This is a genomic window from Gardnerella sp. c12Ub_1 (assembly GCF_055804375.1).
Genome location: NZ_JANUZC010000001.1, coordinates 59,215 through 79,856 on the forward strand (window position 1 = coordinate 59,215; position 20,642 = coordinate 79,856).

22 protein-coding genes are annotated in these 20,642 nt (G+C 38.8%); 18 read left to right on the plus strand and 4 right to left on the minus strand.

Annotated features, from left to right (window positions below; translation table 11 throughout):
• Position 1 precedes the first annotated feature (1 nt).
• The 8 genes from pheT (at position 2) to NYP65_RS00260 (ending at position 9,818) form a co-directional block, all read left to right on the plus strand.
• Positions 2-2,620, plus strand: a complete 2,619-nt coding sequence (gene pheT / locus NYP65_RS00225) for a phenylalanine--tRNA ligase subunit beta (RefSeq protein ID WP_422112712.1) — start codon at positions 2-4, stop codon at positions 2,618-2,620.
• A 242-nt stretch (positions 2,621-2,862) separates the two neighbouring features.
• Positions 2,863-3,405 (plus strand): arginine repressor, encoded by a 543-nt coding sequence (locus NYP65_RS00230; RefSeq protein WP_016797133.1) that lies wholly within the window; start codon positions 2,863-2,865, stop codon positions 3,403-3,405.
• Between the two features lie 154 nt (positions 3,406-3,559).
• The gene (locus NYP65_RS00235) at positions 3,560-4,453 is read left to right on the plus strand and encodes an exodeoxyribonuclease III (protein WP_473410436.1); all 894 of its coding nucleotides are present in this window, start codon (positions 3,560-3,562) and stop codon (positions 4,451-4,453) included.
• Between the two features lie 69 nt (positions 4,454-4,522).
• Positions 4,523-5,350 carry a DUF3710 domain-containing protein gene (locus NYP65_RS00240; protein WP_473410437.1) on the plus strand — a complete coding sequence of 276 codons (828 nt, stop codon included), beginning with the start codon at positions 4,523-4,525 and terminating at the stop codon, positions 5,348-5,350.
• A gap of 90 nt (positions 5,351-5,440) precedes the next feature.
• Positions 5,441-6,214, plus strand: coding sequence for a DUF3159 domain-containing protein (locus tag NYP65_RS00245; protein ID WP_353938824.1), 774 nt, complete (start codon positions 5,441-5,443; stop codon positions 6,212-6,214).
• Between the two features lie 42 nt (positions 6,215-6,256).
• On the plus strand, positions 6,257-7,663 hold the full coding sequence (locus tag NYP65_RS00250; RefSeq protein ID WP_473410438.1) for a class I SAM-dependent RNA methyltransferase: 1,407 nt from the start codon (positions 6,257-6,259) through the stop codon (positions 7,661-7,663).
• Between the two features lie 385 nt (positions 7,664-8,048).
• Entirely contained in the window at positions 8,049-8,216 is a 168-nt protein-coding gene (locus tag NYP65_RS00255) for a recombinase family protein (RefSeq protein WP_004574620.1), read from the plus strand.
• Between the two features lie 201 nt (positions 8,217-8,417).
• Positions 8,418-9,818, plus strand: a complete 1,401-nt coding sequence (locus NYP65_RS00260; protein ID WP_004574619.1) for a hypothetical protein — start codon at positions 8,418-8,420, stop codon at positions 9,816-9,818.
• A gap of 169 nt (positions 9,819-9,987) precedes the next feature.
• Here NYP65_RS00260 and NYP65_RS00265 read toward each other — a convergent pair whose 3' ends face one another.
• Positions 9,988-10,398, minus strand: coding sequence for a hypothetical protein (locus NYP65_RS00265; protein WP_004128465.1), 411 nt, complete (start codon positions 10,396-10,398; stop codon positions 9,988-9,990).
• Positions 10,399-10,649: 251 nt separating this feature from the next.
• Between NYP65_RS00265 and NYP65_RS00270 the strand changes: the two genes are divergently transcribed.
• Complete coding sequence (locus tag NYP65_RS00270) at positions 10,650-10,889, plus strand: restriction endonuclease (protein WP_004132045.1); 240 nt, start codon at positions 10,650-10,652, stop codon at positions 10,887-10,889.
• Between the two features lie 309 nt (positions 10,890-11,198).
• On the opposite strand, the gene NYP65_RS00275 is transcribed toward NYP65_RS00270, so the two are convergent.
• Complete coding sequence (locus tag NYP65_RS00275) at positions 11,199-11,474, minus strand: type II toxin-antitoxin system RelB/DinJ family antitoxin (RefSeq protein ID WP_473410439.1); 276 nt, start codon at positions 11,472-11,474, stop codon at positions 11,199-11,201.
• Positions 11,475-11,794: 320 nt separating this feature from the next.
• Here NYP65_RS00275 and NYP65_RS00280 point away from each other — a divergent pair, with 320 nt between their 5' ends.
• Positions 11,795-12,592: an LEM-3-like GIY-YIG domain-containing protein gene (locus NYP65_RS00280; RefSeq protein WP_004110959.1), complete on the plus strand. Its 798-nt coding sequence runs from the start codon at positions 11,795-11,797 to the stop codon at positions 12,590-12,592.
• A 378-nt stretch (positions 12,593-12,970) separates the two neighbouring features.
• On the opposite strand, the gene NYP65_RS00285 is transcribed toward NYP65_RS00280, so the two are convergent.
• Positions 12,971-13,222 carry a type II toxin-antitoxin system Phd/YefM family antitoxin gene (locus tag NYP65_RS00285; RefSeq protein WP_473410440.1) on the minus strand — a complete coding sequence of 84 codons (252 nt, stop codon included), beginning with the start codon at positions 13,220-13,222 and terminating at the stop codon, positions 12,971-12,973.
• A 432-nt stretch (positions 13,223-13,654) separates the two neighbouring features.
• On the opposite strand from NYP65_RS00285, the gene NYP65_RS00290 reads away from it, so the two are divergent.
• From NYP65_RS00290 to NYP65_RS00300, 3 genes are all read left to right on the plus strand, one after another.
• A complete protein-coding gene (locus NYP65_RS00290) occupies positions 13,655-14,266 on the plus strand; it encodes a CadD family cadmium resistance transporter (protein ID WP_004123508.1) in 612 nt (203 codons plus the stop codon).
• 403 nt (positions 14,267-14,669) lie between these two features.
• A complete protein-coding gene (locus NYP65_RS00295) occupies positions 14,670-15,155 on the plus strand; it encodes an NUDIX hydrolase (RefSeq protein WP_421779210.1) in 486 nt (161 codons plus the stop codon).
• A 181-nt stretch (positions 15,156-15,336) separates the two neighbouring features.
• Positions 15,337-15,939, plus strand: coding sequence for a hypothetical protein (locus NYP65_RS00300; RefSeq protein ID WP_410294045.1), 603 nt, complete (start codon positions 15,337-15,339; stop codon positions 15,937-15,939).
• Between the two features lie 151 nt (positions 15,940-16,090).
• Here NYP65_RS00300 and NYP65_RS00305 read toward each other — a convergent pair whose 3' ends face one another.
• On the minus strand, positions 16,091-16,339 hold the full coding sequence (locus NYP65_RS00305) for a type II toxin-antitoxin system Phd/YefM family antitoxin (RefSeq protein WP_422111692.1): 249 nt from the start codon (positions 16,337-16,339) through the stop codon (positions 16,091-16,093).
• A 169-nt stretch (positions 16,340-16,508) separates the two neighbouring features.
• On the opposite strand from NYP65_RS00305, the gene NYP65_RS00310 reads away from it, so the two are divergent.
• The 5 genes from NYP65_RS00310 to NYP65_RS00330 all read left to right on the plus strand — a co-directional run bounded on the left by NYP65_RS00310 (position 16,509) and on the right by NYP65_RS00330 (position 20,613).
• On the plus strand, positions 16,509-16,649 hold the full coding sequence (locus tag NYP65_RS00310; RefSeq protein ID WP_473410441.1) for a hypothetical protein: 141 nt from the start codon (positions 16,509-16,511) through the stop codon (positions 16,647-16,649).
• 239 nt (positions 16,650-16,888) lie between these two features.
• Complete coding sequence (locus NYP65_RS00315; protein ID WP_473410769.1) at positions 16,889-17,338, plus strand: hypothetical protein; 450 nt, start codon at positions 16,889-16,891, stop codon at positions 17,336-17,338.
• A gap of 434 nt (positions 17,339-17,772) precedes the next feature.
• Entirely contained in the window at positions 17,773-18,876 is a 1,104-nt protein-coding gene (locus NYP65_RS00320; protein ID WP_473410442.1) for an ABC transporter ATP-binding protein, read from the plus strand.
• Between the two features lie 10 nt (positions 18,877-18,886).
• Positions 18,887-19,666, plus strand: coding sequence for an ABC transporter (locus tag NYP65_RS00325; RefSeq protein WP_473410443.1), 780 nt, complete (start codon positions 18,887-18,889; stop codon positions 19,664-19,666).
• The gene (locus NYP65_RS00330) at positions 19,663-20,613 is read left to right on the plus strand and encodes an ABC transporter permease (RefSeq protein WP_473410444.1); all 951 of its coding nucleotides are present in this window, start codon (positions 19,663-19,665) and stop codon (positions 20,611-20,613) included. Before NYP65_RS00325 ends, NYP65_RS00330 begins: the two co-directional genes overlap by 4 nt.
• The last annotated feature ends 29 nt before the right edge of the window (positions 20,614-20,642 follow it).

Genomic DNA, 20,642 nt, shown 5'->3' on the forward strand with positions numbered 1-20,642 from the left:
CATGCCAATGGTAGATATTGACTGGCTTAAAGATCATGTTGAAGTGCCAGAAGGTTTGACTTATGATCAGCTTGCTAAAGATTTGGTGCGAGTTGGCTTAGAAGAAGAAGAGATTCACGATTCTCAAGTTACAGGTCCTATTGTTGTAGGTTACGTTGTTGATGCTACTCCAGAGCCACAAAAGAATGGCAAGGTTATTAATTGGTGCCATGTTGATGTTGGAGATAAATACAACGAGGTAGACGAAAATGGCAATAAGGTTCCTCGTGGAATTATTTGCGGTGCTCCAAATATGGCTGCTGGAGAAAAGGTTGTTGTAACTCTTCCTGGCGCTGTTTTGCCTGGCGATTTTAAGATTGAGCCTCGCAAAACTTACGGCCACATTTCTAATGGAATGTGCGCGTCCGAGCGCGAGCTTGGGTTGGGAGATAGTCACGATGGCATTATTTTGCTTCGCGAATATGGATTCTCTAAAGCAGAATATGAGGCGTTAAAGCCTGGAGATGACGCAATGTCGCTTCTTCACTTAAACAAGCCTTTGCTAGAGATTAACATCACTCCTGATCGCGGATACGCGTTCTCGTACAGGGGTGTTGCGCGCGAATATCACCATTCAACTGGTGCTGCATACACGGATCCTGTAGTGGAACTTAATAATAAGGCAAGTCAAGTTTCTGTTGAAAACGCGTCTACAGATATTGAAGTTAGCATTGAAGATACAAACCCTATTCATGGTGTTGTTGGATGCGATCGATACTACGCGCGTGTAGTTAGAAACTTTAATCCACAATCCGCAAGCCCTAATTGGATGCGTAGGCGTTTGACTCGCGCTGGAATGCGTGGAATATCTCTTGCAGTAGACGTTACAAATTACGTAATGCTTGACTTGGGTCAGCCTCTTCACGCTTATGATTTAGATAAGATTGAAGGTCCTATTGTTGTTCGCCGCGCTAAAGCTGGGGAGCATTTAACAACTTTAGATGGCAAAGATAGAGAGCTTAACGTTGAGGACTTGCTTATTTGCGATTCTCCAAAGGGAAATCACGGTTCGCGTGTTCTTGGACTTGCTGGCGTAATGGGCGGAATGTATGGAGAAGTGACGAGCGAAACAAAGAATATTCTTGTTGAAGCTGCACACTTTGATCCCGTTTCTATTGCTCGTACAGCTCGTAGACACAAGCTTCCAACCGAGGCTTCTCGCCGCTTTGAGCGCGGAGTAGATACTCAGCTTCAGCCTGCAGCTGCGCAAATGGCTGTTACAATGCTTAGCGAGCTTGGCTCTGGAGAGCCTTCTAATACGCCTACAGACGTAAACAATACTGTTGATAGAAACGTTATTGTTTTCAAAGCTAGCGAGGTAGAGCGTGTTTCTGGATTAAGCATTGATTTGAACCGCATTAGCGATATTCTTACGGATATTGGATGCTCGGTTGCTGGCGGCGGAAATGGTTCGTTCTCTGTTTTGCCTCCAACTTGGCGCCCAGACTTGAATGATCCATGCGATTTGGTTGAAGAAATCGCGCGCTTGGTTGGCTACGATGAAATTCCTGTTAAGGTTCCAGCTGTTCCTGTTACTGGCAAAACTGGTTTAACGCAGGAACAAGCAACTCGTAGAGCTATTGCTTATGAGCTTGCAGAAATGGGCTTGGTTGAATCTTTGAGCTACCCATTTGTTGGTAAGGAAGATTTTGATGCTTTCCGCGAAGACGTTGATTCTGTTGCTAAAATTAGCGTAAAAATCGCAAATCCTTTGGCTGGCGATCGTCCTTGGCTTCGCAGGAATGTTCTTACCACTTTAGCTGGAACGGTTCGCAGAAATATTCGCCGCGGTTTGAGCAATGTTTCGCTTTATGAGCTTGGCCACGTGTATTTTGCAGATCCTAATGCTCCTGCAATTCCTGCTTTGCCTGGCTCGGTTCGACCTACGGATGCTCAGCTTGCAGCTTTGGATGCAGGTTTGCCTAAGCAGCCTTTGCATGTTGCAGCGCTTTTTACTGGTAAAGCAGAAGAAACTGGCTGGCTTGGTACGCATCGAGACGTTGATTACAGCGATGCTCTAGAAGCTGTTCAGCGTTTAGGAAAGCGCATCGGCGTTGATTTTAAGATTTGTCAGCTTAGTGCAAACGATGCTCCTGCCTCTTGGCATCCAGGCCGTACTGCCAAAGTGTTTGTTGCTGTTGATGGCGGCGACGATGTTGAAATTGGCATTGTTGGCGAGCTTCACCCTAGCGTGAATGAGAATTTGGATTTGCCAAAGCATTCTGCAGCATTCGAGCTTGATTTGAGCGCATTGTTTAATGCTATGCAAGTTAAGCCTGTTCAAGCAAAGCCTGTTTCTACATTCCCACCTGTTAAACAGGACTTTGCGTTTGTTGCTCCTTCTTCTTTGAGTGCTAGCGACTTAGAGAAAGCTATTGTTAAAGCTTCTGGCGATTTGCTTGAGTCTATAGAGTTGTTCGATGTTTATGAAGGCGAGCAGCTTTCAGATGGTTTGCGCTCTCTTGCTTATTCTGTGACTTTTAGAGCTGCAGATCGTACGCTTTCTGGCGAAGAAATGGAAGCTGTTCGAGAAGCAATTACAAAAGCGGCTAAAGATTTGCATGCAACTTTGCGCGTGTAAAATCGTGAATTAGCTTTTGATTAATGCGGCTGAATAACTATTCTTTAGTTGTTTGGCCGCATTTTTTATTGTGATTTTATTGTGATTTTTATCCAGTATATTCGTTATATCCAATATGCAAATATTAATAAAGATCAATATATATTAGTAAATATTGGCCAATCTTGGTAAATATACGGAAAGTTATGCATATATACATGTATATTAGATTGGAATAGTTTTTTTAGAAAGGTTTGTCAGCTATGGTTCATGCAAAGAAGAATTTTGGGAATTTTGATGATAATGACTCTGCTGGCAAACAGCGTCCTGCAACTAAGGCTGCGCGATTAAACGCGATTGAGCAGGCGCTTTTAAGCGAGGTTATTACTTCTCAATCGCAGCTTGCTGCTGTTTTGGCTCGTAATGGTTTTGATGTTACTCAAGCAACTCTGAGTCGCGATTTAGACGAGATAAATGCTGTTAAAATTCGTCTTACAGATGGCAGAATTGCGTACGTCTTGGGAGATGGAACTGGCAACCGTCACGCAATGGATACGGTTAGGATTGATCAGCAAGTTGCAAGAACTCTTTCTGGTCTTATTACAGAAGTTGGATTTGCTAATAATATTGTTGTGATTCACACTCCTTCGGGTGCTGCTCAATATGTTGCTAGTGTTATTGATAGACAGCCGTTAAAGGGGATTTTAGGTTCGGTTGCTGGCGATGATACCGTGCTTATGGTTTGTGTTTCTAACGAAGAAGCGGAAAATCGTGCAAATTGGATGCTTTCTGTTGCGTCACGGTAGTTGAAAATCTGTAGCAAAGCTGCGCGCAAAGATACAATTATTGATATAAATATACAATTATTCGTTATTTTGTAATATGCATTTGTAATATTCATTTGTAATATTCATTTGTAATATTCATTTGTAATATGCATATTCGATTAGAGTGGATTTTATGATTACTATTGCAACTTCAAACTTGAATGGTATTCGCGCTGCAGAGCGCAAGGGGATGCTTGATTGGGTGCAAAATCACACTCCAGATGTGTGGTGTATGCAAGAGGTTCGCGCTCCGCAAGATGCGATTGACCCGATTATGGGTAAAATCAAGGATTTGTATGCGTCTAAAAGTGGTGAATCTGTGCAAGATGAATCTGTGCAAGATGAATCTGTGCAAAATGACAAACAATTTTGCGTTACAAATCAGATTTGCGATATAAAAGGGCGTGCTGGAGTAGCGCTTGTAACATCTTTGCCAGTTGTAAGTCAGCGCTATGGCCTGCCTGGTTTAAGCGAAGACGTGGATTCTGGCCGCTGGATAGAAACCGACGTTCATACGCCTGAAGGGTATGATATTACGGTTGCTTGCGTGTATGTTCACGCTGGAAATGTTGACGATCCGCAGAAAATGCATCAAAAATTCCGCTTTTTAGACACTATGCTTACGCGATTAGGGGAGCTTAGAGATATTGCTGCAAGTGGCGGAAATCAGGCGATTTTGTGTGGTGACTTTAATATTGCACACACCCCTTTTGATATTAAAAACGCTAAAGCGAATGAGAAAAGTGCTGGATTTTTGCCAGAGGAGCGCGCGTACATCGACCGCTGGATTAACGAGTATGAATTTGTAGACGTTATGCGAATGCTTGCTGGCAATATTCAAGGGCCATACACGTGGTGGAGTCAGCGCGGCAAGGCTTTTGATAACAATGTTGGATGGCGTTTAGACTATCAATTTGCTACTCCAGAGCTTGCGGAAACTGCTTGCGGATTCGTGATTGATCGCGCGCCAAGCTACGATTCGCGTTGGTCGGACCATGCTGCGCTAAGCATAAGATACAATGTGTGATTTTGCTTTGCTTGTGGTAATCTTGTGAAGTTGAGTAAAAGTGGCATTGGCCGTTAGAAAAGAGGAATCATGGGATGGTTTAAGTCGAAGCGCAAGGCTAAAGCTGATAGTAAAAATGCTGGAAATCTTGCGGATTTGCAATCCCAAAATTCGGCCTTAAACGAGCTTATTGAAGGCGGATACAGCGCAGACACGTATTTGGGTCGAGGAAATCTTAGAGGTCCTTGGAATATTTCAGACGAAAAAGTTCCTGATTTAAGTACATATATTGACTTCGGAGCTATTCGTATTCCGTATTTGCAAGGAATAGAGTTGCGCGTAAAAAAGCAGCGCGAGTCTAACCAAGTTCTTGGCATAACAGTTACGTATAGGTCTTCTAGTGTAGAAGTTGAAGCGTTTGCAGCTCCTAAAACAGAAGGAATCTGGAACGAAGTTCGCGCGGATTTGCTTAAGGGGAATTCTGATGCCAGGGAAGTGAATGGCGTTTTTGGCAAAGAGATTATATTACCAGTTAAAGTTGAAGATAAGACTGTAGATACGCGAATTGTTGGAGTTGACGGTCCGCGTTGGATGCTTCGCGGAGTTTTTTCTGGTGTAGCTGCTGGCGATTCTTCGGTTGCTGGTGATGCAAAAAAGGCGAGTGATGAAGCAGTTTTGCTTAACAAGTGGTTTAGCGACATTGTTGTAGACCGAGGCAGTGAGCCATTAGCTCCTCGAGATATGATTCCAATGCATGATGTTTCGGTTCCTAGAGATTCTGACAATGGTGGTTCTGGCGATTCTGCTGGTGATTCTGGTGAAATTCCAGGCCGTCCAAAGGGTCCGCTTGGCGCAGATCAGCAGGTAGAAGTCAAAACTACGCTAACTCGCGGTCCAATGTTCTCTGAAGTTCGTTAGTAAAGCTTTATAGTAAAAGTCGAATAGCAAAAGTCGAATAGTTGAATAGCAAAAGTCGTTAGCAAAAGTCATGTAGCAAAGGATATTGTCTTGGAAAAAAATGCGAGCAGCAAAAAACGCTCAGGATTAGCCTCTTTAGCTTCCATCGGTTCCGAAGGAAAAGCGTTTTCTGTGATTGACTCCATTGGCGGAGTTCGAGGCGTAATCGAATCCATGCTTCCAGGATTACTGTTTGTTATTTGCTTTGTTGTAACGCGAAACGTGCAAACAACGGTTATTGCGTCTGCAGCTCTTGCAGTTTTGCAAGTGGTGGCGCGACTTATTCAACGTCAGTCGATTATGGGCGCGCTAAGTGGGCTTGTTTCCGTTGGAATATGCCTTATTTGGGTGTGGACTAGTCATCAAGCGCGCGACTACTACATGATGGGCTTTATTACAAACGCTGTTTATGGTGCGCTTCTTGCGATTTCGCTGATTGCGCGCGTGCCAGCTCTTGGGCTTGTGATTGAGTCGATTCGCAAAATGCCTACGGAAAATTTTGGCGCGTGGCTGCACGAATGGCTTGATTACAGGCCACTTAAGCGTGCATACATGTATGTTACTGGATTGTGGATTGGTGTTTTTGCGCTGAGGCTTGTTTTGCAAGTGCCATTATATTTGACGAATCACGTTGTGTGGCTTGGCACTGTTCGATTGCTTATGGGATTGCCGTTCTGGGCGCTGGCAATTTGGGTTTCTTACTTGATTATTGCAACGCCATTTATGCGTCTTCATCATAAAAATCGAGAAGTAGAGCAGAGTGAAGTAGAGCAGAGTGAAGTAAATTCTAGCGAAGTAAAATCTAGCGAAGCAAAATCAGCTTAACAAAAAATCAGCTTAACAAAACGCAAAACTAAGGGGTAGTACATGCAAGTAACGATGCGAATCGAGAGATATGCGGATCAAGGCAGATGCGTAGGTCATCTCGAAGGACGCGTTGTATTCGTGCGATTTGCGCTCCCTGGTGAGCTGGTTGTTGTGCGCATGGATGAGCCGATGCGTTCAAAAGCGCACTTTTTTACTGGCGAAGTTGTAGAAGTTTTGGAGCCTAGTGCGGATCGTGTGGAGCCGCAATGGAAGCTTGCGGGCCCGCTGGCTCAGGGCGGCGGAGTTGGCGGCGCGGATTTAATTCACGTTTCTTTGCCTGGTCAGATTCGTTGGAAGGCTTCCGTAATTGCCAATCAATTCCAGCGTTTAGCGCATATGGATGTTGCGGAAAGCGATGTTAGTGTTGAGCGCATTCCAGGGGACGAGGAGCTTAACGGATTTAATTGGCGTACGCGCATGGAGTTGGTTGCGGATGATGAAGGGCGATTGTCTATGCGTAAGCGCGAGTCGCATGACCGCATTGCGATTGATACTATGCCACTTGCGTCGCGCGCGGTTTTGGCTGTTGCGGATTCTTTGGACTTGTGGAATCGTTCTTTCTCGCCAAATGCGCAAATTCGCCTTGCTGTTCCAGAGCCTAGGGTTGAGGGTTTGGATTTTAATGATAAGGCTGCGCTTCTTAGTGCGATTGGCGAAAATTATGCGCTTATAGTAAATGATGAGTTGGTTGCAGGATCGGCATTGTTGCGCGAGCGCGTGCGCGTTGCGGTTGCTGGCGATTCATCGCGTATTCGTACTTTTGACTACGATGTTGACGCGCGCGGTTTTTGGCAGATTCACCGCGCAGCTCCAGAGCATTTAGTGAACTACGTTTTGGGGTTAGTTCGTTCTGCGCTTGGTGGGCGCACTAAGAATACGGTTTTGTGGGATTTGTATTCTGGTTCGGGTTTGTTTACGATTCCGCTTGCGACTTTGGCTAATGTTGGCGGAGATGCTGCTGGTGATGCAGGTTTCGCTGGCGCTGCAGAGCCAGCTCGCGTGCTTAGCATTGAGGGTGCGCCGATTGCTGTAAAGAACGCAAGGCGAAACATTGGGCGCGCAGGGCTTAGCAGGGATGTTGTTGAAGCTTTGCAAGGTGATGTTGCGCAAACGCTTGAATCGCAGGTGTTTAAGGCGAGTAAGTCGTCTAAGATTGTGCGCCGATTTGCGCATCCAGATGTTGTTGTGTTGGATCCTCCGCGCGCTGGTGCTAAAGCTCAAGTTTGTAAGCAGATTGCGAAGTCTGGAGCAAGAGCTGTTGTGTATGTTGCTTGCGATCCGACTAGTCTTGCTCGCGATGTTGGCACGTTTAAGGAGCTTGGCTACAGCGTTCAGTCTTTGCGCGCGTTCGACATATATCCCAACACTCATCACGTCGAGACTGTCGTATTGATGTCTAGGGCTTAATAGGTGGGTGCAATTTTGCCCTTGTGTAGCAGGGGTTTGCGAGGGCTATCGTTAAAAGGTTTAATGCGAAGCAGCTTTAAGCTGGGTTCTCGCGGTTTTTGAGCGTGATTTTGCTGTATGAGGGAACATGTCAATGGTGTAGGGTCGAGTGCACAGGATGTTAACGTTAAAAGGTGCACCCACTTGCACCCGGGGTGGTTTATTCAAAAGTAACTATAAAAGTAATTACAATAGAAGTCCAAAAAAGTCCTAGTTTTTGCTGCAGAATTCCCGTGAAAGGGACAGCATATGGATGTTACTAATTAATTCTATATACTTAGTAGATATTTATGCAGATGAAGGTATTTCTGGGACTAACATGAAGAATCGGTGAGAGTTTAATCGAATGATTGAAGAGTGTAAAGCAAGGTATATAGATCTAGTGATTGCTAAATCTATTTCACGCTTTGCCAGAAATACTTTAGATTGCTTACAATACGCTCGTGAGCTAAAGGCTAAACAAGTTGCTATTTACTTTGAAAAGGAAAACATCCATACGATGGATGCTAGTTGATGAAGTACGAGCGAAAGATGCTAGTTTAGAGTTAAAGCTGAAAACAGGGCAAGTTATCAATATTAAAAAGTAAGAGAGTCATAGACCTATGTAGGATTGCCTTCTTTACATAGTTCTGTGTCTCTCTTTTTTGTATAGTATAAGTGATGAGCATGTATAATATATAACAAATTAAAAGTTGGTCGGAGGGGGGTACAAATTTTGACTAATTATCTTTTGAATAATGTGATACAAATAAAAAAATATGAGGATTATTATAAATATAATTTTGATATCGATAAAATTAAGCAGGATATTTGCACAAACAAAATAGATATGAATTTAGTAGATTTATTCAGATTTCGAATTTTTTTAGATTCTTGTGTGATGTTGTTTAACAAAGAAAAATTAGAAAAAGATTATTTAAAAGATACTTTTGATTCTAAAAATTATATTGCTAGTATTAAGAATAAATATGGAGAAACGATTAAAGAAATTGAAGACAGATTTAAAATAACTGTTGATGACACGTTTTATTATGAATTTAATGAATCAGAATTAAAATATAAACCTAAGTCATTATGGGATAGTAGAAAAATTTTAAGAAATTCATTTGCACATATGCAGTACGGATGTTTTATGAGTTATGGAGAGAACGGCCCAATTCCATATTATTTTGCATTCAATAAAGATAAGGGGATTTTAAAAAGCAAGGGATTGGTTATAGAACCACTTTGTCATGAATTAATAGGAAAACTATACTTAAATCAAATGACAAAATCTATTGCCTACAAACATACCTATATTAAATTAAGTGAAGAAATTCCATATTTTATGGAAGTTAAATATAAAGGAAAGCGAAAATATACTCTTGATAATCAGCTACATCCTATGAATAATAAGGTCTTTTCGAGTGGAGAATTTCAAGCTTTAAAAGAATTTTTAGTTAATAATGAGGATTGCTTTGAAATTACTAAAACGGAAATTACAGAAAAAGAATTAACGAAGTATTGTGAAATGTTACATAAATATCTAGGTAAAGATATTACAAAGAATGAGCTAGGATATTTTGTCAAAAGCATCTATGATATAGAAACCGAATTTTCAAATTTTTTAACTCACCTAATTCAGTTGAATGATAGAATCATAGATTATAAAATTGCTATAGATTCAAAAAAAGCTAAGATGATCGATCGAATATTGAAAAGTATTGATGAATTAAAAGAAGACAGTGATTCATGGATAGAATTCCGATGGTTCTTTAAAATTATATATATTATTAATTTTTCATTGAGGTTGGAAGATACTGACCTAGAATCGATAAAATATTCTGTTTTAAACGTAGATGACTTTGAATATGATAGTTCACAAATGGCATTGTTTGTTAAAAAGAAAATATCAGATGGTACGATTAGAAGTAGGGATGAAAAGTTTGGAAACACTATATATATTCTACATAAGATAAGAAATGCAATAGCACATGGTAGAATAAAATTAGAAGTTATTGATAATAAAGTATATTATGTATTTGAAGATTGTTATTATAAAAGAACTGAATTAATAAAAATTGCTGTGGAAAACATGAATCAATTTATAAATAATGTGAATGCGTTAATAAAATAGCAACATGTTTAAGTTGTGTAAATGATGAGTTTAAATGTAGGAAAATAGTATCAGTAATTTGTGGCATCTAAACCACCTACACAACATATCAAATTCAATCCATAGTTATAACCCGACACACGTGGAGACTGTCGTATTGATGTCACGTGTGGATTAGGTGGGTGCATTTTTAGGCTTTGTGCTTTTGGTTTCTTCTTCGTAAAAACTCTTTAACAATGATTGGAATTATAGTTGGGATACATTCAAGAGTAATAAAAAATGTAATGTACGTGCAAGTCCAGCTACTACCCAATTGCCGAGGAGACTCTTGTAATATCAATAAATCAATAGCAGGGGCGATAAGCGCGATAGCGATGGTTTTACAAACTCCTAAGTTTTCGAGTGTTTTTTGATTGACAACAATCGAGTAAAGAAGAATTTTTGTTAAACCAAGTGCATGAGCTATAACAATGAGTAAAAAGGGTGAGTCATAAACAATTTCCCAATCGAGTGATTTAAGAGAATTGATAATAAGTCCTAAAAGAGGGAGTAATAATGAAAAAAGGAATAATCGTATAGCTTGATATACAGATTTCTTCATAACTAACCTCCTTAAATTTATATAGTCAAGTGGATGCCTACTGTCATAGACAGACTATTTTTCACTTATTTTACGTTAATTTATCTTACTTAGAAAGTTGGGATAATCATATCCGATTAAAATCTAGCGGTCATTTGCAGACAGGACTTAAAGAACTGGATAAATATGGCATTGAGTATCATATCGTGAAAACATATCCCAATGGGGTGAGGGTTGGATATGGCCGAATTATAAGGCACTGAAAAAGAAGAATGGTGTTAATCAAGCGTGGTTTTCGGCTAGCTGGTAAGCAAGGGCATGGTCTTTTTGTTACAACGTCTAGGTTTTCGCAGAAAGCTAAAGATTACGCTGACAATCATCATATTATTTTGGTTGATGGTGTGAAGCTTGCAAATCTTATGATTAAGCATAATTTTTGTGTTTCAACAAGAAAAACGTTTGAGATTAAAACGATTGATACTGATGCTTTGCTTGAATATCAAGATGAGTAGTGTTTTTGTGTAAGTTTTGTGACTTGATTTTGTTGATTTTGAGTTTGTTACTGAGTTTTTTGAGATTTTAGATATGAATTTGCTATTTTATCAGTTATAAATTATAAATTATCGATTTTGCCATTAAATTTCACTTATAAGTGATGAGTGTGGTGAAAAGTCTTGGTTCTGGCTTTGTTTTGGCTCTGGCTGTGGATATTTGTTAATCGTACATTTTTTACGATTACAGGTTGAAGAGGTCTGCGTGGCTACCAGTATCGATAAGTGTGAGGGTGAGAGTATCAGCATTCGTGAACTTAACGTTGTACATCAGCCTTGCAACAGCGCTTTCTTAAGGTCTTCCATAGAAGAATACGATGGTACGTTAGGGTCTCTGGAAATTCTTTTGGCTTCTTGCATGGCCGCTAGTGTTTCAGTATTGAACTTTGGGATTTCTACTTTAAAAGGAAGTCCTCCATGCAAAACGCATTGGCGTAAGAAGATGTTTACGGCGCTTGACATGTCGATACCGAGTTCTTTAAACAGTTCATTTGCTTCTGTTTTGACATTACTATCGATACGAATTTGAGTAGGACTTGTTGCCATAGTATTAGCTCCTTTTTAAGACGATTATGATACAATCAGTATACGTTGTCAAGCAATAAAGAAGAAATAGTAATATTTTGCACTCAATGATTAGTGTTAATGTTAAAAGAGTAACAAATTGCAATGGGAAATTACAATTTGAAGTACATCATGCAATTTGTTGATTTTTATGATAAAAACGCTGATTGACTTTAATATTTCAGAGAAAAACGGATGTAGAGTTATGCTATATCAACAGATGAAGATTATTGTATTGGATTTTGTTAAGTCTTATTTTAGTTGTATACGAATAATGGGAAACTGCTCATTAGGAGAAAACGATGGATAGATTTTCAGAAAAAAGTCTTCTTTCACTTGGAGATTATTATGTGTATGGGCTTATCGATCCACGTAGTAAGCGAATCTTCTATATTGGAAAAGGCGCAGGAAACAGAGTATTTGAACACGAGAAAAAAATCCTGGGTAGTTCTGAAAGTGAGAACCTGAAACTTAAGACAATATCAGAAATTAAGGCTGCTGGACTTGAAGTTGAAAAGATTATCATTAATTCAAACCTTACTGAAGAAGAGGCGTTTGCGTCAGAGGCGTCTTTAATCAATGCATTTAATTACGTCAGTGACACAGGCCTCACTAATATTGTTGCTGGGCATCATTCTGCAGAGGCATTATCGGTTGATGAATACGAAAGAATAAATGGCGCGGTCGAACTTGAAGAAAAAGACATAAAGCACAGAATTCTTGTTATAAAAATAAATAGGCTTTATCGGAGATGCATGGATGAGAATGTATTGTATGATGCTGTTCGTGGTATCTGGAGAGTATCAAAAGAAAAAGTAAAAACCGTTGAATATGTTTTTGGTGTATACAATTCTTTGATTGTGGCTGTATATAAGCCGTCAAAGTGGTTTGTTTGCAAAGAGGCAAAGGACAGACTTCCAAGGCAGGATATCATTCTTGAGCCAAAAAAGGCGAATAGATTATTTTTTGTGGATGATAGATATGAACAAGGATTTACACTTGATGAAAATGAAGCTTTTTATCTAGGGAAATCTATAATCAGATTGAAATTGAATCAGTCGGCGCAGAATCCGATTACATACCTAAATCCGCAGAAGTGAGATAAATTATAGTTTATTGTAGGAAATGATTTATTAGAAAGTGCGTTTGTTTTGAAGTTGAACTTGAAATTTACGCCCATTATTAGAACATCACGGCTTCCAGCCAACAAGCTGATATCGCATGGGTATGGTGTTAATAGAATGGGTATCGCCTAAAATCAAGCTATTAAGCCAATCTTAAACCTTTTAACGATAGCTTTTTCAATAATCGTTAGCATAATAATGATAGTTATTGAGAATAGTTATTCCAGTAGTGCGTCAATATTTCGTTTTGAATATAGAAGTCTGCGCACTTCCATAGTGTCGTCGATGACAACGTAAAAAACAGAAAAGTTGCGTACGCTAATCCTGTAGTAGAGGTGTTCTTGTGTTTTTTGATTAATTACTCCTTACGCTATCAAAGACATCGTCTTTAGAAAGACGCGTAGAAGTGTTTGCGGCAAAAGTATCTGCTTCGTCGAGTTTTCTTTCAATGTTGTCAGTGAGGGCAGAGTATTGTTTGATGCTCATGAGAACCATAGTCCCATAACCATTTTTTGTAAGGAATACTGGTGTATTTGAATTTATAACTGTTTCTTCTACTTCTGGGAATTTATTTCTTAAATCGGAAACTGGGCGAATATTAATCATAGTATCAACCTCCTTTTATCAAAAAAGTATCATAATATTATCAAGATTACAATTATATTAGTGGCTTGACACTCAAAAAAGTGTAGCTATACTACCCGTTCTCTTAATCCATTTAGAATCAATTTGTTTGTTGTCAAGAAAATAAAATAATATACTATAAGACTTTTGAAAACAATGGCTTTATTTAGATGAATAATGTTTGGTCTATCTAATTTTATATATTTTCAATCTTCACAGTTTGCGTGGATATCTATCAGCATATTTGACAAAATCATATAGTTTAAGTAAATTTCACAAGTAATATTTCAAGGAAAGGTGGGAAAATTGTGAAGTTATTTCTTAAAATGTCTCCATTGGCAACTGCCGAGGCACAATGTGTGTGCAGTCAATTTTGATTGGCTATAAACATTAAACATTTTGAAAGGAGAAATAATGGAAACAATAGTATCCGCTTTATTAGTTTTTGTTTCTACATCCATTGACTACTTAGTTGTTTTGACTATTTTATTCGCTAGTCAAGGAAAGAAAGGTTTGAAATCAATTTATGTAGGGCAGTATTTAGGTACAGGACTGCTTGTACTGGCTAGTCTTATTGCCGCTTACTTTTTAAATTTTATTCCACAAGATTGGATTATCGGACTCCTTGGTCTAATTCCGCTAGGTCTTGGTATAAGAGCAATTTTTGTGGATGAAGATATTGATGAAGAAGATATCGAGGGGAAAATTACCGGAAATGGATCAAAAATCTTAGCATTTACAAGTTTAACAGTGGCAATGGGTGGAGATAATTTAGGAATTTATATCCCTTATTTTACAGGAAAGAGTTTGATTGAGATTGGTATAAGTTTAGTAATATTTGCCTTAGGGATTTTGGTTCTATGCAAATTATCTCAAAATCTCGCCTCAATTTCTGCTATCGGAGAGACTGTGGAAAAGTACGAAAAAATAATTGTACCTGTCGTGTTTATTGGACTCGGTCTCTATATATTGATTGAAAATGGAACGATTAATTATTTCATAGGTCAAGTCCTAAAAGTGGTGTAAATTCATTTCCTTTCCTTTATCTGCTATTTTTACGTTCAGGCTCAAACGAGAAAATAAGTGGTGCTTCCCACCCTCACGGCGCTTGATCGTACTATAAGATGCAGGAGGCTGATTAGGTGGGTGCTTTTGCCCTTGTGTAGCAGGGGTTTGCGAGGGCTATTATTAAAAGGTTTAGCGTGTGGCGGCTTTAGGCTGGCTTGGAGCGGTTTTTGAGCCCACTTTGGCTGTATGAGGGAAGATATCAACGCTCTAGGGTCGAGTGTAATAAGTTCAATGACTGTTGCTTGTGCACAATGTGATATACAAATGTATCAATCACTTGGGTTTTCAATTCAGATTGGGAACTTGTTTGCATTTGAACCATAAGTCACAGTAATTAGATAAAAAAATAAAGGAATAAACTATGGAACATAATTGCGGATTTATTAACGATAAAAAAGCATTTAGATATAGAGCAGCAGCCATCATAGTCGAAGAAGGTTGTGTGCTATTTGCAAGAAATGATGAGGACGACTATTTCTACTCAGTTGGCGGAGCGGTTCACGTGGGCGAGACATCAGAAGAAGCCGTTAAGAGAGAAGTATTTGAAGAGACAGGTCTTAATTACGAAGTAGATCACCTTGCCGTCATACACGAGCACTTCTTCATCGGCAGCTCCGGCTTAGATGGAGTAGACTTCCATGAGCTTACACTCTACTACTTGATGAAGTCCATTGGCAAAAGAGATTTTACGAGCCAAAGCACTACAGAGTCAGGTGCTAAAGAGACAATGCATTGGTTACCTATAGATGAGCTTGATAAGTTCAAGGCTTACCCGACATTTATGAAAGAATATCTTAAATCGGAGCATAGTGGAATAGAGCATATAATTTCAGATGAGCGATATTAATGAATCCCGCTATTATGGCAAGAGATCGTTACATAAACATTATTTCATTGAAATTGACAATCACCGCCAATGGTATATTACAATAATTAACAGTACCCGACGCGCCTCTTAGCAATGCGGATCAAGTCGGGTCTTTTGATTTTTGGTCTATAACACGATATTTAACAAGGGAGTTGTTCAAGTGGCGAATAGTAGGAAGTTTGTAGCAAAAACGAAAGATGTTAGCTTAACGGTCAGAAGGGCTGATTCTTTTAGTATTAGTTATGTTAATTGTGAAAAAGATATATTTTGTGTTGAAGAAAATCAAGACGGTATAAAGCTCGTTCAAACAGAAAAAGTGTCGGCTTTTTACTGGCTTAAGTGGCTTGCTAAAGGCAGTCCTGAGGTCATTGTTACGTTGCCGGAGAATGTTGATTTTTGTGAGATTGAAGCTGAGTCTAATCAAGTATTAGTAGCAGATATTAAAGCTGACAAGATTTATGCAGAAGTTCATAACGGCAGGGTGGAAGCAAGGAATGCTCAGGTGAATGATGTTTTTCTAAAGTGTCTTAATGGTTCTGCTGTGGCGCATAATGTTAAGGTTGTTGTTTCTTGCATGGTGGATACGTTAAATGGTACGAGTGTTTTAGAAGGAGAAATTACCAAAGGCGCATGTCTTGAAGTAGTTTGTGAGAATGGTATGGCTGAAGTTTGTGATAAGCATAAAGCAGATCTTGGGCGCAAAACAAATGGATGTGCTCACTATGCTGTGCACTGCTTGAATGGAAAAGCTGTAGTGAAGTAATACTGTTGTGGTGTTTTATGTCCGTTACTTTGACCAATCGCACGAAATAGAGTTTGGCATATTCTAAAAAATGCTTCAGAATGTTGGAGTATTAGGCTTGGTGGTTTTTAATCCAAGTGTTGCGACTTTGAGAATAATATCAATCAGTTCTTCATTTAGCAAGTTCCTCATAAACTTTTTTGTTCTTTTTGATGAACATGTTGGATAAAGCCATAACTTCATCGTCTGATGGAACAGTAACTTTTTCAGTTTTGGCTTTTGGGAATTCTAAAATTACGTAGCGAGGAGCATTGTTTTTCAAAATAACAGCTGATCCGTATGTGTCAACAACTCGCGCAACTCTAGAAAAGTTTTGATTTGCTTCGGAAATAGAAACAAGTGTGTCTGTATTTACATTCATATCAAGAACCTCCATTTTTAGAAGAATTATAGCATATATTTTAGGATAAATAAATCCTAAGTATTTTGAGAGTTATTTTATAAATGACAGATAGCCTATGTGTGCTCTAGTTGCTTGTGTTTTGGGGAACAAATCGGTGTAGAAATTGTAAAAAAGTTCCCTACACTGTTTGATTTCTCACGGTAAAGGCTTGTTGGTTATTCCAGAAACTAAGGTTCCTGAGTTTAAGAAGTTGCTTGTTGAATATTATGAGGGTGAAGATTTGCAGGTGATTGCTTCGTTTATGAGGGAATATTGTTGGAAGCATTAAACGCTCACGATTATGTTGGTTCTTATGGCTCTGCGAATCTTACTGTTTATGAAAAGTATAGTTTGCTAGTGAACGAAGAGATTAGTGTCGATAATCTAGACAAATTAATAAAAAAAAATAATATATTTATTAAGATTATTATAGTAATCAGAGCGAATGGGAGATCTTGTTTGCTTAATAATCTGTTTTATGATTATTTGATACAGAGTCGTGTTAACGAAAAGGAGGCTAGTAGTGTTATGAGAAGTAAAACTATTTTTGGTAAAACCATTTTTCAAAGTTGTCTTGTTGTACTTCTGCTGATAGGTTCTCTCTTTTCTCTTGCGGGATGTGCTGATGATGATGAGAAGGCGGAGCTTGCTTCGTATCATTGGGAAACAGTAGCGGTGTCTCAAGAAGAGTTTCGTATACCAGAAAACTATATGAATAAGGATGAATTGTATCTCTTTGTGTCACGAGATATTCTTGATTCTCACTATGATTTGTCTAAAGTCACTCTTGGAGATAAGCGTATTAAGTTAGTTGACTCATCGTTCAATTTACCTGGTCCAGGACTTAAAGCTTTATTTTTGGTTGGAAAATTTGATTTAAAAGACAAGCCAAGCTCTTGTAAGTCAAGCTCTTGTGTTCTTAAAGTACCAGGGCTTAATAAAGCAGGTAATGTTGCTATAGGTTATAAGAAGAAATAGTAGTATTTTGCAAATGTTAAACAAATGTTTTGTGATTGCTTATATTTGAGTTTTTGACGTAATGCTCGTATAATTTTCCACGTAAAGCACATTTAAGTTTATGAGGTGTTGCGCTATGACTGCCCAAATGATCGCTAGTCTTAAGAACGGTTTGAAAGGCATATAAAAGCACATAAAACAGCTTAAGATATATATATTCTTTAGCAGTATAAACACGCATTGCACATGATGTTTTGTCATTATGTTTGCACATGCGCGCTAGTTTTTGCACGTTTTTTGCATGTTTTTGCGCGTTCTTATCGTTCTTGTAAGCAAGCGTTATCTTTTTATCTAACTGATTTTCATTGTTGAAATTTATTCAATAACAGTAAGAATTAAGGTTTAATAACAGTAAAAATTAAGCTTTAATAACAAGTAAGAACGAAGCAATAATAATGAATAATAATATAGAAGACGCAACTAATAGTCGCGATAACAATAATAAGCAGTTAATATTGCGTATTGATAATGTAACAAGATCTTATTCTCGTGGATTTGGTCGTAAGAAGACAACTCGCCAAGTTTTACATAACGTATCTTTTGATATTCATTCTGGTGAAATATTTTGCTTGCTTGGTCCGAATGGTGCAGGTAAAACAACTACTGTAAAAATTGTTGGTACATTGTTAGCTCCTGATAGTGGTAGTGTTCGTATTGCCGATATTGATGCTGTGAGTAATCCTCGAGAAGCACGTAAGCACGTGTCGTTACTTCTTGGAGGTGAGCGAGGATTTTATCAAAAGTTAAGTGCATTAGATAATCTTCGTTATTTTGCGGATCTTTCTGCTGTTCCATATAGGGAGCAAGGAAAGCGTATTCACGATGCTCTTGAGCAAGTTGATTTACTTGATAAAGCCCATGATGCTGTTCAAACTTTTTCAAGGGGAATGTGGCAGCGGTTGCATATTGCTCGATCGCTGGTTGCTAGAACGGATCTTATGCTTTTAGATGAGCCTACCACTGGTTTGGATCCTGAAAATGCTAGGAAAGTACGTGAAATTATTCATGCTTTACGAGATCAAGGAATAGCGATTTTGTTAACTACGCATGAGATGAGTGAGGCTGAGAAATTAGCTGATACTGTTGCTGTAATAAATCACGGTAATATTATTGCTCAGGGAAGTGTTCAGCAGTTGGCTTCTTTGCAGCATATTGATCATGTAACAATGTACGCGTATGACGGTGAAGTATCAAGTGGAACTCCTAGTGTTAAGGAAGAATTGCAAAAACTTGATGGAGTGTTGTGGTGTGATGTTTTTGAATCGCATGGAGTGTTAAATATTACTATCGCGTGGAGCAAAACATTATCTCAAGAACGAAATATTAAGATTCCTGTTGATGGGATTACGCGTTTAGGTGATCGCGCTGCAAGTTTGGAAGAAACGTATCTTGCTATTGTGCAAAATGATAATTTTTCTGCATCAAATACTTCTACTTCTTCTACTTCTTCTGCTGCTACGCTGTCTTCTTCGTCTTCTTCACTTTCATTGAATAAGTAGGAGGCTTAATATGAATACTTCTACTCATTCATACGCTTCTGTGATTCGTGGCTTATGGTTTCAGCTTAAAAGCTTAGCGAAAACAACGTTTTTCTTGCAAAATGCGATACTTGCTCCAGTATGTTTTGCGTTGATGAAAATTGTTGCCTACTATGGTTTTTCTCATAATTGTGCTAATTGTCTTAATAATATTTGGGTTGATTCTTCTATAGCTGGATTATGGTCTGCTACAACTACTGCTGTTGGAATTATTGGATACCAGCGTTATTTAGGGACATTGCAATATTTAACTTTAAGTGTTATCTCACCTTCTGCAGTGTTTCTTCCTATTGTAGGATCCGCAGCTTTACTTGGTTGTATTGGTATGCCGCTTGCGATTATTACCGTTGCTGTTTTCTGCCATGGGTTCTTTATGATAACATTCACGCAGTTAGTTGGATACTTACTTTCTATGCTCGCTTGCGTAGCTTCTGCTGCATTATTATCTGGAATTTTTGTATTATGCCGTAAAGCTACAGTTTATGAAGGTTTGATTTTAATTCCTGTATGGATGGTTTGTGGAATAGTGATACCTGTAGAATCAATGCCATTGCCAGCTCGCGTTATTGCGTTTATTCATCCGCTCACGTCTGCAGTGTGGGTGGCTCATGCGCAATCGTTTAATACTACTACTGTATTAGCGATTGTGTTATGCGTTGTATTATCCAGCGTTCTGCTTGTTATTGCAGGTTTTATGTTACGTCATGCTATTCGACTTGCAACGCTTAATGGGAGTTTGAACATAATATGATACGAAATAATAATCAGGTTAAAACTATGCGAAATAAAATGCGAAATAAAATTATTCAAAATAGTAAGTGCGCTAGATTGCATAAATATAGTCAATATTCTCAGTATGGTCACGTAAGCGTTTTATCTAGTATACGAACTGGTGCAAGAGTGAGTATACAGAGTATACCTAGCTTAAATAGTTGGAATACCGCTGTTATCCGTATGATTGTTGAGCCTCTTTTATCCACGTTCTTATACGTTTTTCTAGCTGGAGCTGTAAGCGGAGGATTCAATGGAGCAGCTAGTTATGCGACTAGCGCGGGTTTTAACCATAGTTTGATTGCATCAACTCTTGCTGCTGTTATGGGAGCGTGTTCTATTTCCACAAGTATGACTGTGTCAGAAGCACTAGCATGGGACCGTTTTGAAGGCACAACACCATTCGTGCTTACAAGCGCAAAAGTTGCATTACCATTATGGCTCGGTCGTATTATTGCGCTCGTGACTATTTCTTTGGTGAGTGATGTTGTGACTTTGTTTATAACAATGCTTGTAGTAAGCCCGAGTGCTTTCTTTGTGATTAATATGAGTGCGTTGATGCTGTTGTTCCTTATTGTTCCTGTTGCTTCTACGGGATTTGGTATTGCTATAGCTGCTATAAGCATGATGATGAATGATGTTTATACTATTTCTAACGCGCTTAGTGCAATACTTCCTATTGTTTGTGGTGTGATTGCTCCAATTAGCGTATTTCCTAAGATGATGCAATACGTGTTATATGTGATTCCAGTAACTCATGTTACGCAAGTATCGCGTAGCATAGTTGATGGTTCTGTAAATGTTGGTGTATCGCTACTTGTGATTCTTATTGTTGGTGCGTTGTGGGCAATTGTTGGTGTGATCATATGGAATGTTGGTGTGGCGATTCAACGACGTAAAGGTACTTTAACAAATATAGGATTTTAGCTGATAAATATGGGATTTAGTTAATTATA

Excerpts from the sequence above, each read along its gene's own strand:
- pheT (WP_422112712.1), top strand. The coding sequence starts at position 2 with ATGCCAATGGTAGATATTGACTGGCTTAAAGATCATGTTGAAGTGCCA.
- NYP65_RS00230 (WP_016797133.1), top strand. The coding sequence starts at position 2,863 with ATGGTTCATGCAAAGAAGAATTTTGGGAATTTTGATGATAATGACTCT.
- NYP65_RS00235 (WP_473410436.1), top strand. The coding sequence starts at position 3,560 with ATGATTACTATTGCAACTTCAAACTTGAATGGTATTCGCGCTGCAGAG.
- NYP65_RS00240 (WP_473410437.1), top strand. The coding sequence starts at position 4,523 with ATGGGATGGTTTAAGTCGAAGCGCAAGGCTAAAGCTGATAGTAAAAAT.
- NYP65_RS00250 (WP_473410438.1), top strand. The coding sequence starts at position 6,257 with ATGCAAGTAACGATGCGAATCGAGAGATATGCGGATCAAGGCAGATGC.
- NYP65_RS00255 (WP_004574620.1), top strand. The coding sequence starts at position 8,049 with ATGATTGAAGAGTGTAAAGCAAGGTATATAGATCTAGTGATTGCTAAA.
- NYP65_RS00265 (WP_004128465.1), bottom strand. The coding sequence starts at position 10,398 with ATGAAGAAATCTGTATATCAAGCTATACGATTATTCCTTTTTTCATTA.
- NYP65_RS00270 (WP_004132045.1), top strand. The coding sequence starts at position 10,650 with ATGGTGTTAATCAAGCGTGGTTTTCGGCTAGCTGGTAAGCAAGGGCAT.
- NYP65_RS00275 (WP_473410439.1), bottom strand. The coding sequence starts at position 11,474 with ATGGCAACAAGTCCTACTCAAATTCGTATCGATAGTAATGTCAAAACA.
- NYP65_RS00280 (WP_004110959.1), top strand. The coding sequence starts at position 11,795 with ATGGATAGATTTTCAGAAAAAAGTCTTCTTTCACTTGGAGATTATTAT.
- NYP65_RS00285 (WP_473410440.1), bottom strand. The coding sequence starts at position 13,222 with ATGATTAATATTCGCCCAGTTTCCGATTTAAGAAATAAATTCCCAGAA.
- NYP65_RS00290 (WP_004123508.1), top strand. The coding sequence starts at position 13,655 with ATGGAAACAATAGTATCCGCTTTATTAGTTTTTGTTTCTACATCCATT.
- NYP65_RS00295 (WP_421779210.1), top strand. The coding sequence starts at position 14,670 with ATGGAACATAATTGCGGATTTATTAACGATAAAAAAGCATTTAGATAT.
- NYP65_RS00305 (WP_422111692.1), bottom strand. The coding sequence starts at position 16,339 with ATGAATGTAAATACAGACACACTTGTTTCTATTTCCGAAGCAAATCAA.
- NYP65_RS00315 (WP_473410769.1), top strand. The coding sequence starts at position 16,889 with ATGAGAAGTAAAACTATTTTTGGTAAAACCATTTTTCAAAGTTGTCTT.
- NYP65_RS00320 (WP_473410442.1), top strand. The coding sequence starts at position 17,773 with ATGAATAATAATATAGAAGACGCAACTAATAGTCGCGATAACAATAAT.
- NYP65_RS00325 (WP_473410443.1), top strand. The coding sequence starts at position 18,887 with ATGAATACTTCTACTCATTCATACGCTTCTGTGATTCGTGGCTTATGG.
- NYP65_RS00330 (WP_473410444.1), top strand. The coding sequence starts at position 19,663 with ATGATACGAAATAATAATCAGGTTAAAACTATGCGAAATAAAATGCGA.